General features: G+C 61.5%; 10 protein-coding genes. 1 reads left to right on the top strand and 9 read right to left on the bottom strand.

Translation table 11 applies throughout. The features are described 5' to 3' along the window. Positions 1 to 24 precede the first annotated feature (24 nt). The 6 genes from HBO05_RS21550 to HBO05_RS21575 form a co-directional block, all read right to left on the bottom strand. On the bottom strand, positions 25 to 2,487 hold the full coding sequence (locus tag HBO05_RS21550) for an EAL domain-containing protein (RefSeq protein WP_172314001.1): 2,463 nt from the start codon (positions 2,485 to 2,487) through the stop codon (positions 25 to 27). Between the two features lie 95 nt (positions 2,488 to 2,582). After that, complete coding sequence (locus HBO05_RS21555; protein WP_169952763.1) at positions 2,583 to 4,388, bottom strand: ABC transporter ATP-binding protein; 1,806 nt, start codon at positions 4,386 to 4,388, stop codon at positions 2,583 to 2,585. Beyond that, a complete protein-coding gene (locus HBO05_RS21560; protein ID WP_169952869.1) occupies positions 4,381 to 4,983 on the bottom strand; it encodes a DsbA family protein in 603 nt (200 codons plus the stop codon). The genes HBO05_RS21555 and HBO05_RS21560 overlap by 8 nt, the downstream gene beginning before the upstream one ends. A gap of 36 nt (positions 4,984 to 5,019) precedes the next feature. Next, a complete protein-coding gene (locus HBO05_RS21565) occupies positions 5,020 to 5,961 on the bottom strand; it encodes a rhodanese-related sulfurtransferase (protein ID WP_170057031.1) in 942 nt (313 codons plus the stop codon). Positions 5,962 to 6,080: 119 nt separating this feature from the next. Beyond that, a complete protein-coding gene (locus HBO05_RS21570; RefSeq protein WP_115127821.1) occupies positions 6,081 to 6,380 on the bottom strand; it encodes a BolA family protein in 300 nt (99 codons plus the stop codon). Between the two features lie 3 nt (positions 6,381 to 6,383). Continuing rightward, on the bottom strand, positions 6,384 to 6,899 hold the full coding sequence (locus HBO05_RS21575) for a DUF2059 domain-containing protein (protein WP_115127820.1): 516 nt from the start codon (positions 6,897 to 6,899) through the stop codon (positions 6,384 to 6,386). Positions 6,900 to 7,093: 194 nt separating this feature from the next. Between HBO05_RS21575 and HBO05_RS21580 the strand changes: the two genes are divergently transcribed. Continuing rightward, positions 7,094 to 8,482, top strand: a complete 1,389-nt coding sequence (locus HBO05_RS21580) for a class II fumarate hydratase (RefSeq protein ID WP_169952765.1) — start codon at positions 7,094 to 7,096, stop codon at positions 8,480 to 8,482. 105 nt (positions 8,483 to 8,587) lie between these two features. Here the strand turns inward: HBO05_RS21580 and HBO05_RS21585 are convergent, their stop codons facing one another. The 3 genes from HBO05_RS21585 to pap form a co-directional block, all read right to left on the bottom strand. After that, positions 8,588 to 9,550: a DMT family transporter gene (locus HBO05_RS21585; RefSeq protein WP_172314003.1), complete on the bottom strand. Its 963-nt coding sequence runs from the start codon at positions 9,548 to 9,550 to the stop codon at positions 8,588 to 8,590. A 268-nt stretch (positions 9,551 to 9,818) separates the two neighbouring features. Beyond that, positions 9,819 to 11,003, bottom strand: a complete 1,185-nt coding sequence (locus HBO05_RS21590) for a thiolase family protein (RefSeq protein ID WP_172314005.1) — start codon at positions 11,001 to 11,003, stop codon at positions 9,819 to 9,821. Between the two features lie 101 nt (positions 11,004 to 11,104). After that, positions 11,105 to 12,622 (bottom strand): polyphosphate:AMP phosphotransferase, encoded by a 1,518-nt coding sequence (gene pap / locus HBO05_RS21595; RefSeq protein ID WP_172314007.1) that lies wholly within the window; start codon positions 12,620 to 12,622, stop codon positions 11,105 to 11,107. Positions 12,623 to 12,656 lie beyond the last annotated feature (34 nt).

Here is a 12,656-nt window from a genome sequence, read left to right on the forward strand (position 1 = left end):
GATGTGTACAGACCAGCAGATGTTTCAGCGGAACGTGCCGGGCGCCCTGAACAACAGAGGCTGCGGGCGCGCAGGTCGACACTGCAAACTATCGAAGGTAAACAATTGCGGGCGTTCAATCAGGTAGCCCTGAGCGTAGTCCACGCCGATCTCGAGCAATGCCTGCTCGATGTGCGGCGTTTCGACAAACTCGGCAATAGTGCGCTTACCCATGACATGGCCGATGTGGTTGATCACTTCGACCATGGCGCGGTTAATCGGGTCGTCCAGCATATCCTTTACGAAACTTCCATCGATCTTCAGGAAGTCTACAGGTAAATGTTTGAGGTAGGCGAATGAGGACATCCCCGCACAAAAGTCATCCAGGGAGAAGCAACAACCCAAGGCCTTGAGCTCATTGATAAAACGAATCGCGCTGCCCAGGTTGGAAATTGCACTGGTTTCAGTGATTTCAAAACAGATCATCCCCGGCGGAATGCCGTAGGCGCTGAACTTCTCCCGCAAAAAGCGCAGGAAGTCGTCATCGCCGATGGTAATGCCCGACAGGTTGATCGCACACATCGCCATGGGCCTGCCCGGTCGCTCGACCATGCAGCGGGCAATCAGCTTGAACACGTTCTCCACCACCCAGCGGTCCAGGGAGGTCATCAACCCATAACGCTCGGCGGCCGGGATAAAGCTGTCGGGCAAGATCATCCGCCCGGCCTCATCGTGCAGGCGCAGCAGAATCTCGATATGCCCGTTGCCCGCCTCGGTGTGGCCCAAGGGGGCGATTTCCTGGGCATACAGGCAAAAACGGTCCTCTTCCAGGGCCATGTGCAAGCGCTGGATCCAGGCCATTTCGCCAAAACGCAGGGACAATTCGGTGTCATCGGCGTGATAGACCTGCACCCGGTTGCGTCCCTTCTCCTTGGCCATGTAGCAGGCCATATCGGCAGCACGCAACGAAGTTTCCAGGGTGGTCGGGGTGTGGGTGATATGCACCAGGCCGATACTGACCGTGGTGACAAACGGTCGGCCTTTCCAGACGAAGTGCAGGTTTTGCACGGTATGACGCAGGCTCTCGGCGATTTTCTCGGCCACCGGCGCCGGGCAGTTCTCCAGCAGAATGCCAAACTCATCGCCGCCCAGGCGGGCCAGGGTATCGCCTTCGCGCAGGTCCGATTGCAGCAGGGCGCAGATATGCCGCAGCAATTCATCGCCTGCCGCATGGCCACAGGTGTCGTTGACCAGTTTGAACTGGTCCAGGTCGAGGAACATCAAGGCATGCCGCGCCGACTGCTGGCGCCCGATGCCGTGTAGCACCTGCTCCAGGCGATACTCAAATTCGCGCCGGTTGGCCAGCCCGGTCAATGCATCATGGGTCGCCTGCCAGGACAGGTTGGCGATGTATTGGCGCTCCTGGGTCATGTCGTGCAACACCAGCACCGCCCCGCTGACCTTGCCAGCACTGCGGATCGGTGCGCCCACCAGGGTCACGGACACGGTACTGCCATCCAGGCGCTGGATCAGCTTGGAGTGCTCGCTGCCGCCACTGAGTTGGCCGTCAAGAATGTGATCGATCAGGGTAAACCCATCGGCCTGGGCGTGTTCATCCAGCAGATTGAACAGCGCGGCCAACGGCAAGCCCTGGGCCTGGGCCGCGTTCCAGTGGGTCAGGGATTCCGCCGCCGGGTTCATATAGGCGATCGCCCCGTCGACATCGGTGGTGATCACCCCATCGCCAATGGACTCCAGGGTGATCTGCGCCCGCTCCCTCTCCAGTTGCAAGGCATCGGCAAACGCGTGCCGCTGGGCCAAGAGCTTGCGGGTGCGCAGCAACGCCAGGGCGATCAGGCCGAGGGCGGTGGCCAGGTTGGTGGTCACCAGCAGGCGCAGAATCATCCTGGAGCCTTCGCCCAGGGCATCGCTGAAGGCCTTGGCCGCCGGTGTCACGCCATCGTTGATGGCGATAATCCGCTCTTTCCAGGCATGGATGTCGGCGCTGCTGACCCGATTGGCAATGATCCCCCTGTGCATCTCCTGCGCCAGGTCATCGAGTTGCACCAGGTAGCCATCACCGATGGTCCACAGCTCGATGGCTTTTTCCAGGTAGCTGAAATGGCGAAAGTTGAGATAGAGCCAGATCAGGCTCGACACATCATCTGGATGGTTACCGCCCTTGAGAATCCCCAGGCGCGCCGCCGCGAGGTCAGGGCTGGGGCGATCAAGGGCAACCCGCAACTCGTGCCCGCCCTGGGGCACCGCAATCGCATTCTGGTATTTGAGAAAGGTCGCCTGGTCGCGGTTGTCGGCGTATAGCGTCAGATAGTAGATGGCGTCTTTCTGGCCCTTGGACCACAGGCTCTCGCCCGCCACATAGCCGCGCACGGCCGACAGCATGTAGAGGCTGACGCAGCCCAGCAGTGCCTGAAACAGGACGACGGCAATAAAGGGCCAGACAATGCCCAGCAACCTTGGTGTTCCGAGAGTTCGCTTCTGCTTCATGAGGTCCCTTGCATCAGCACAGGCGAGTAAAAACTGCTCCTGACAGCACAGCCGAGGCCAAACGCGATCCCTCCAGGATCGGATACGGGATCGATTCAGCGAACTTGTTGCAAGTGTCCATAAAGCTTGGCGTACAAACCGCCATCGGCTATCAGTTGCTGGTGGTCGCCATCTTCGGCAATGTGTCCACCGTCAAACACCAATACCCTATCAGCCTGCTTCACCGCCGACAAACGGTGAGCAATGATCAGTGTAGTACGCCCACTGAGAAACCGCGCCAGCGCCTGGTGCAGGTTGTATTCGGTGGCCGCATCCAGGGCCGAGGTGGCTTCGTCGAGGATCACCACCTTTGGCTCGGCCAGTACCATTCGGGCAATCGCCAGGCGTTGGCGCTGGCCACCGGACAAGCGCACGCCAGAGCGCCCGACAATACTGTCCAGGCCCTGGGGCAACCCTTTGACCGTAGCCTCCAGCTGGGCGATTTCTAGGGCCTGCCAACAGGCCTGGTCGCTGCGTTCGCGGCCCATGGTCAGGTTGGCGCGCACGGTATCGTTGAACAGTGCCGGGTGCTGCAGCACCACCGCGACATGCTCGCGGATGGTTTCCAGGCCAATAGCCTGCTGGGTCGCGCCGCCGAAGCGGATCGTGCCTGCCTGCGGGGTGTAGAGCCCCAACAGCAGTTGCACCAGGGTGCTTTTACCGCCGCCACTGGCGCCGACAATCGCCACCTTCTCGCCGGGAGCGATGGCCAGGTTCAGTTGGTTGAGCACCAGGTCTTCGCCGTAGCCAAAGTCCAGGCCCCGCACCTCGATACCCACGGTTTCGTGCCCGGTAAACGGATCCTCGCCCCCGGCATATTGCGGCTCGTCGGCGCGGGCCAGCAGTTCGTTGATGCGCGTCAGCGCGCCACCGGCAGCGTAGTAGGCGTATTGCAGGTTCAGCAGTTGCTCCACCGGGCCGATCATGAACCACAGGTAGCTGAACACCGCGAGCATCTGGCCGATGGACAGGTCGGAAAACAGCACGGTGAGCATTGCCGCCGCGCGAAAGATGTCGATACCAAACTGGAACAGCAGGCCACTGGCGCGGCTGGAGGCGTCGCTTTTCCATTGGGAGTTGATGGCAAAGTCGCGCACTTCCTGGGCACGCTGCCCCAGGCGCCCGAGGAAAAAGCCCTGGCGATTGCCGGCGCGCACTTCCTGGATCGCATCCAGGGTTTCCGTCAGCGCCTGGGTAAACCGCGAGGTGCTGTCGTTTTCCAGCTTCTTCAGGTGCTTGACCCGCTTGCCCAACTGCACCGTGGCATAGATCACCAACGGGTTGAACAGCAGGATCAACAGCGCCAGCTTCCAGTGCATCCACATCAGGATCCCGGAGGTGCCGACCAGGGTCAACGTGGCCACCAGGAACCGGCTCAAGGTTTCACCGACAAACTTGTCCACCGTGTCCAGGTCGGTGACCAGGTGCGTGGTCACGGTGCCGCCGCCCAGGCTTTCGTATTCGCTCAGGGAGATACGCTTGAGCCGTTCGATCAACCGCACACGGATGCGATAGACAATGTCCTTGGCCAGCCCGGCAAACAGGCGCGCCTGGACCACGTTGAACACCAGCGCCGCGCAACGCAGCACCAGGGTGATCAGCAGCATCAGGCCGATATAGCCGGCGGCCTGCTGCCAGGCTGCTGGCAACGCATGGTTCATCACTTTCAACGCGCCATCGCCATTGCCCAGCAGCACCTCGTCCACCAGCAGAGGCAGGAGCAAGGGAATCGGCACGCTGCACAGGGTCGCCAGAACGGCGACACCATTGGCGATCCACAGGGCTTTTTTATGGCGCAGGGCCAGGCGGCGGATTTCTGCCCAGGTCAGCCGATCAACCCGTGGCGTTGGCTGATCATGCACAGGCAGCTCGCTCCAGCCAGCGACCGAGCAAAGGTGCGAGCTCGGACAGCGGCTGGTAGCCGTTGGTCAACAAGGCCAACTGGCCATTGCGCTCGGCCAGCAAGGTGGGGAAGCCGGCAATGCCCAGATCCTGCACCCAGGTAAAATCGGCGGCCGTGGCTGCATGCTGCTCGGCACGGTCAAAGGCCTCGGCAAACTCGATACGCGGCACCCCGGCGGTCTCGGCCAGTTCCACCAGCACACTGGCGCGGGTCACATCGCGGCCCTCGACATAAAACGCCTGCTGGATCAGCCCGAGCAAGGTCCAGGCGCAATCCGGCGCCAGGCCGCGCGCGGTGACCAGGGCCCGGCAGGCCGGCTCCGTGTCATACACAAAGCCATCAGGCAAGGCGCCCTCCAGGCGGAACGGCTGGCCAGTGGCTTCAGTCACCGCCTGCCAGTGCTCCAGGATATAGCGCCGGGTGGCCGGCTCCAGCGCCGCGCCACTGCCGGTGCGCAAGCCGCCCACCACCAGGTGCAACTCCACGCCCGCTGCCTGGGCCTGCTCAACCAGGGCCTTGGCCACCGGGGCAAAACCCCAGCACCAGGAACACATCGGGTCCATCACATAGAGCAGGCGCGCAGACATGGTTCAAGCCTCGGTGGATGATTGCTTGTAGTTGTAACCAATCGGGTGCGGCATGTTGCGGGCCTTGGCCAGCTCGATCTGCTTCTGACGGTCGATCGCACTGCGACGGGTCTTCTCGGACAGCTTATCCCAGCAGTGCGGGCAACTGATGCCGGCCACGTAATGCTCGGATGCGCGGTCCTCTACGCTAACCGGAGTACGGCAGGCATGACATTGATCGTAGTCACCTTCGCTCAAGTCGTGGCGCACGGTCACGCGGTTATCGAAAACAAAGCAGTCGCCCTGCCACTTGGTCTCTTCCTGGGGCACTTCCTCGAGGTATTTGAGGATGCCGCCCTTGAGGTGATACACCTCATCGAAGCCCTCGCTGAGCATATAGCTCGAGGCTTTTTCACAACGAATGCCGCCGGTGCAGAACATGGCGACTTTCTTGTGCCGGGCCGGGTCGAAGTTGGCTTTGATGTAGTCGGGAAATTCGCGAAAACTCGTAGTCTTCGGGTCGATTGCGCCTTCAAAGGTGCCGATCGACACTTCATAGTCGTTACGGGTATCGATCAACAGCACTTCTGGATCGCTGATTAACGCGTTCCAGTCTTGTGGATCAACGTAGGTCCCGACTTTCTTGTTCGGGTCGACGCCTTCGACGCCCAGGGTCACGATCTCTTTTTTCAGCTTGACCTTGGTGCGGTAGAACGGCTGCTCGTCGCAGTACGACTCTTTGTGATCGATATCGACCATGCGTGGGTCGTTCTTCAGCCAGGCCATCAGGCCATCAATGCCTTCGCGGCTGCCGGAAACGGTACCGTTGATGCCTTCTTCGGCGATCAGCAAGGTGCCCTTGATGCCGTTGTCGACCATGGCCTGCAACAGCGGCTCGCGCAGGGCCACGTAATCTTCGAGGGTGACGAACTTATACAGTGCCGCCACGACGATGGGTTGTGTCATGGGTGTTCTCTCCAGGTGGCTACCCTCGTAAAGGGTGAACCGGATGCAAAAAAAAACGCGCCGACTGAGCGGCGCGTTGCGGATTCTAGCAAAACATAGGCCTTTGTAGCAGCCGGATATCAGTGTTTGCTACCGCCAGCGCAGGTCGGCGAGGCCGGGGCTGCGTCGGTTTTTGCCCATTCTTCAGGCGTGTAGGTGTGCAGCGCCAGCGCATGGAACTCGCTCATCAGGTCACCCAACGTGGCGTAGACCTTCTGATGGCGCTTGACCCGGTTGAGCCCCTCGAACTGCTGGCTGACCAGCACGGCCTTGAAATGCGTCTGCAATCCACGGCTGTGCATATGGCTTTCGTCCAGCACACTCAGGTGTTCCGGGCTCAGGGCGGCAAGTGCCGATTCGATACGCTGCTGCATGGTCATTGCTTACTTCTTCTTGGCGGGTGCGGCTTTGGGGGTCAGCTCGTTGGTCATGTCTTCCAACAGCTTGTTCACGACAGGTACCGCGCTTTCCAGCTTGGCCTGGGTCAGTTGGGCCGATTGCTGGGTCAGTTGCGGCATTTTCTCCAAAACTTTCTTGCCCAGTGGCGACTTGTAGAAGGCAACCAGGTCTTTGAGTTCGGACTCGCTGAAGTTGCTGGTGTACAGCTTGACCATGTCCGGCTTGAGCTTGTTCCAGCCAATGGCCTGGTCCAGGGCGGCGTTGGCCTTGGCCTGGTAGGTGTCCAGAACGGTTTGCTTGGCGGCAGGCGCCTTGGTCTGCTCGAAGCGCTGGGCGAACATTTGTTGCACTTGCATGTACACCGGGGTGCCCAGCTTGTCTGCGTGAGCCAGGGTCAGGAAGGCTTCGGCACTGGCGTTGTGGCTGGCGGTATCGGCAAGAACCTGGCCGCTGGCACAGACCAGAGCAACCGCGGTACAGATGGCACGAAGACGAGTCATCGAGTTTCCTTTTCTAGCAGGCGAGGTAAGACCCCAAGGGCGACCATTCTGCGCCTAAAAAACGCCGGCACTCAACCCCACGCCTTGTAGGGCCTGGTTTTGCGAGGGTTTGCCCGATGAAATGGCTTTTATGGAACCCAAACGTGCCGCCAGGGCCTAAACTGCGCAAACCGACTACAAGGAGAGTCCCTGCGATGAGCCGTATCGAAACCGACAGCCTGGGCGAAGTACAAGTCCCGGATGACGCTTACTGGGGCGCACAGACCCAGCGTTCACTGGTCAATTTCGCCATCGGCGAGCAACGCATGCCACTGGCGGTACTCCACGCCCTGGTCCTGATCAAGAAAGCTGCAGCGCGGGTCAACGACCGCAACGGCGACCTGCCCGCCGACATCGCCCGGCTGATCGAACAGGCCGCTGACGAAGTGCTCGACGGCAAGCATGATGACCAGTTCCCGCTGGTGGTCTGGCAGACCGGCAGTGGCACCCAGAGCAACATGAACGCCAACGAGGTCATCGCCGGCCGCGCCAACGAGCTGTCTGGCAAGGCCCGTGGCGGCAAGAGCCCGGTGCACCCCAACGATCACGTCAACCGCTCCCAAAGCTCCAACGACTGCTTCCCCACCGCCATGAGCATCGCCACCGTGCAGGCGGTGCACGAGCAATTGCTGCCGGCGCTGCGTGAGCTGTCCGGTGGGCTGGCGGAGTTGTCGGCGCGCCATATGAAGCTGGTCAAGACCGGTCGCACCCATATGATGGATGCCACGCCCATCACCTTTGGCCAGGAGGTCTCGGCGTTTATCGCGCAACTGGATTATGCCGAGCGCGCCATTCGCAGCGCCCTGCCCGCCGTCTACGAACTGGCCCAGGGCGGCACGGCGGTCGGCACCGGCCTGAACTCGCCCCATGGCTTTGGCGAGGCGATTGCCGCAGAAATCGCCGCGTTGTCCGGGTTGCCGTTTGTCACCGCGCCCAACAAGTTCGCCGCACTGTCGGGCCATGAGCCGCTGACCACCCTGTCTGGCGCCCTGAAGACCCTGGCCGTGGCCTTGATGAAAATCGCCAACGACCTGCGCCTGCTGGGCTCGGGCCCACGTGCGGGGCTGGCCGAAGTGCGCTTGCCGGCCAATGAGCCGGGCAGCTCGATCATGCCCGGCAAGGTCAACCCGACCCAGTGCGAAGCGCTGTCGATGCTGGCCTGCCAGGTGCTGGGCAACGACGTGACCATCGGCATTGCCGCCAGCCAAGGGCATTTGCAGTTGAACGTGTACAAGCCGGTGATTATCCACAACCTGCTGGAGTCGATCCGTTTGCTGGCCGACGGCTGCCGCAACTTCCAGGAGCATTGCATCGCAGGCCTTGAGCCCGACGCCGAGCAAATGGCCGCGCACCTGGAGCGTGGCTTGATGCTGGTGACGGCGTTGAACCCGCATATCGGCTATGACAAGTCGGCGCAGATTGCCAAGAAGGCCTATACCGAAGGGCTGACACTGCGCGAAGCCGCGCTGGAGCTGGGCTACCTCACCGATGCCGAGTTCGACCAGTGGGTACGCCCGGAAAACATGCTCGAAGCCGGGCACTGACCCCCTCTCCTGTAGGAGCCGGCTTGCCGGCGAAAAACGTCAACGATAACGCGGGGTGACTGATGCCCCGCGTTGCCCTTGGGTTTTTCGCCGGCAAGCCGGCTCCTACAGAGGTTGTATCAACCTTGCGCGCCAGGCCTTGAGCCCGGCGATCAAGGACGGCGCCAACGCCACCGACGCCGATCCCAGCACCACCAGCACCGCACCGCCGTAACCCAGGCCATTGATCTGCTCGGCATGCACATAGTCAGGCCACAACCAGGCCGCAATCGCCACCGCCACAAAGGTCACCAGCGGTGTGATCGCCAACGTCGCACTGACCCGCGACGCCTCCCAGTGGGCCAGGGCCTCGGCAAATGCGCCATAGGCAATCAGCGTATTGAAGCAGCACGCCAGCAACAGCCAGCCTTGCAATGGGCTCAGTTGCAGCGCCTCCATGGGATGCACCCACGGCAACAGGAGAAACGCGCAACACAGGTAAATCACCATCATCACCTGCAACGAATTCCACACCGTCAGCAACTGCTTCTGGCCCAGGGCGTAGAACACCCAGATGGTGGTCGCCAGCAGAATCGTCAGCACCCCGGCGGTGTAGGTGCCCAGGGACGTCAACAGCTCCGCCAGGCGCTGGTTGAAGAACAGCCCAAAGCCAATGATCAATACCAGCAAGCCAACGCCCTGCCCCAGGCTGAAACGCTCCTTGAACAGGAACACACTGGCAATCATCAAGAAGATCGGCCCCATCTGCACCACCAGTTGCGCCGTGCCGGGGCTCAACATCTTCAGCCCGACCAGGTAGAGCACGTAGTTGCCCACCAGGCCGCACACCGCCATCGCCACCAGCCAGCCACCGCGCTTGCCCAGGACTTTCGGGCTGGGCAGGCGCTTGACCGCGGCCAGGTAGACGAACAGGCAACTGCCGGACACCATCAGGCGAAACCAGGTCACGGTGATCGGGTCCATCACCTGCAGTACCTGTTTGAGCTTGATCGGCAAAATGCCCCAGAGCAGCGCGGTCAGCAGGGTCAGGGATAAGCCGTAGACCCAGCGGCCGGAAGAGATGTGCATGAGTGCCCCAGGAGCCAGAGGTAGAGGAACCCGCATTCTAGGGGGATGTGGGTAAACCTTGGCGAAGTTTTTTATCAGGCACACCACAAACCAACTGTGGGAGCGGGCTTGTCGGATCGCCGTATCGCTGCGAAGACGTCGGCCCAGTAAACATTGATGTTGACTGACCCACTGCTTTCGCGAGCAAGCCCGCTCCCACAGGGGATCTGCGCTTAACTGACTGGCATTAAGGCAAGCCCCCCACATTTGATCTGCGGTGTTTAATAGATCAGCGCACGGCTTCAAACAACCCGGTCGCCCCCATCCCGCCGCCGACGCACATGGTGACGATGCCATAGCGCAAATTGCGCCGTTGCAGCTCCCGTACCAGATGCCCCACCTGCCGCGAGCCGGTCATGCCGAACGGATGGCCGATGGAGATCGAGCCGCCGTTGACGTTGTACCGGGCATTGTCGATCTCCAGGCGATTGCGCGCATACAGGCACTGCGAAGCAAACGCCTCGTTGAGTTCCCACAGGTCGATGTCCGCCACTTGCAGGCCACGGGCCTTGAGCAATTTGGGCACCGAGAACACCGGGCCGATGCCCATCTCGTCCGGCTCACAACCGGCAACGGTAAAGCCACGGAAAAACGCCTTGGGCTTGAGCCCCAGTTCCAGGGCTTTTTCCAGGCTCATCACCAGGGTCATCGACGCGCCATCGGACAATTGCGACGAGTTTCCCGCTGTCACCGAGCCGTCCTCGGCAAACACTGGCTTGAGCCCGCTCAGGCTGGCCAGGGTGGTGTCCGGGCGGTTGCAGTCGTCGCGGTCGACCACGCCATCGAGAATCTGCACCTGGCCGGTGTTCTTATCCTCGACCTTGTACTTGACCGCCATGGCCACGATTTCATCGTCAAACAACCCGTCGGCCTGGGCCTGGGCGGTGCGTTGCTGGCTTTGCAAGGCGTACAGGTCCTGCTCCTCGCGGCTGACGTTATAGCGGCGAGCGACAATCTCGGCGGTCTGGCCCATGGGGAAATAGATGCCCGGCACCTGCTCCTTGAGCAAAGGGTTGATCAGGTTGTCGGTATTCACGCTCTTCATGGTCAGGCTGATGGACTCGACGCCACCGGCGACAATGATGTCGCTGCACCCCGAGGCAATCTGGTTGGCCGCAATGGCAATCGCCTGTAGCCCCGAGGAGCAGAAACGGTTGAGGGTCATGCCGGCGGTGCCGGTGCCCAGGCGCGACAGCACCGCCACGTTGCGACCGATGTTGTAGCCCTGGGCACCTTCGTTGGAGCCGGCACCGACAATGCAATCCTCGACACTGGCCGGGTCGATGCCGGTGCGGCTCAGCAGCGCATTGACGCAATGCGCGGCCATGTCATCGGGGCGGGTCTGGTTGAACTTGCCGCGAAAGGACTTGGCCAGGCCGGTTCGCACGCTGTCGACGATCACTACTTCACGCATGGGCTACCTCAATCTTGTCGTTGTTGGGAGACAGATCGAGGATAGATCCAGCGCCGGGTGATCGCGACGATCATTCACCTGGCGTATGCAAAAGCATGGCGCTATTTGTGCTTCTTCTTTTTGTCGTGCTTGTCGGACTTGGCGAACGCCTCTTCCAGCGCCAGGTTGATGGTGCGCAACACCTTGACCCGTGCCCAGCGCTTGTCATTGGCTTCCACCAGGGTCCAGGGCGCGATCTCGGTGCTGGTGCGATCCACCATGTCGCCCACCGCCGCCCGGTAGGCATCCCACTTGTCGCGGTTGCGCCAGTCGTCTTCGGTGATCTTGAAGCGTTTGAACGGAATTTCTTCCCGGGCCTGGAAGCGCTCCAGTTGGGTCTGTTTATCGATGGCCAGCCAGAACTTGACCACGATCACCCCGGAATCGCGCAGTTGCTCCTCGAAATCGTTGATCTCGGCGTAGGCGCGCATCCAGTCGGCCGTGGTGCAAAAGCCTTCGATGCGCTCTACCAGCACGCGGCCGTACCAGGAGCGGTCAAACACCGTGAACATGCCCCGCGCCGGGATCTGCCGCCAGAAGCGCCACAAATATGGCTGGGCGCGTTCGTCTTCAGTAGGCGCGGCAATCGGCACGATGCGGTACTGGCGTGGGTCCAGCGCCGCCGCGACCCGGCGGATCGCCCCGCCCTTGCCCGCCGCGTCGTTCCCTTCAAAAACCGTGACCAGCGCGTGCTTACGCATGCGCTTGTCACGCATCAGGCCCGAGAGCCGCGCCTGTTCGGTAATCAGTTGCTCTTCGTAGTCGTCCTTTTCCAGGCGCTGGGTCATGTCCAGGCTGTCGAGCAGGCTCATCTGGTCCACCGACGACGGCAATGGCGCCGGCTGGATCCCGCTGGCCCTGGCCTTGGGCACCTTGAGGGCATTTTGCAGGCTCTCCAGGAGGATCTTGCCCACGGTCAGGCCGCGGTAATTGGCGTCCACACCTTCGATCACATGCCAGGGCGCATAGTCACGGCTGGTGCGGCGCAGCACGCGCTCACCGAAATGCACGAACTTGTCGTAGGTCTCGGACTGCTGCCAGTCCAGCGGGCTGATGCGCCAGCTGTGCAGCGGGTCGTCCTGCAGGGCCTTGAGCCGCGCCTTCATTTGTTTCTTGGACAGGTGGAACCAGAACTTGAAGATCAGCGCCCCTTCATCGCAGAGCATCTGCTCCAGGCGTTCGGCCCCGGCAATGGCCTGGTCCAGGCGCGCATCCTTGATCTGGCCGTGGACCCGCGCCTGCAACATCTGGCTGTACCAGTTGCCGAAAAACACCCCCATGCGCCCCTTGGCCGGCAATTGCCGCCAGTAGCGCCAGGCCGGTGGGCGGGCCAGTTCTTCGTCGGTCTGCTGGTCGAAGGTGCGCACCTCGATCAGGCGCGGGTCCATCCACTCATTGAGCAGCTTGACGGTTTCACCCTTGCCGGCGCCCTCGATGCCATTGATCAGCACGATGACCGGGAAGCGCCCCTGCTGGTGCAACTCGAACTGCGCCTCCAGCAAAGCTTCCCGCAAGGCCGGGACTTCAGCGTCGTAAGTGTCCTTATCGACGGCGTGACCGATTTCGGCAGATTCAAACATGGGCGACTCCCTTCCAAGATGGATCAAGACTAGC

The sequence above is a fragment of the Pseudomonas sp. WS 5079 genome (assembly GCF_012985465.1).
Lineage (GTDB): Bacteria > Pseudomonadota > Gammaproteobacteria > Pseudomonadales > Pseudomonadaceae > Aquipseudomonas.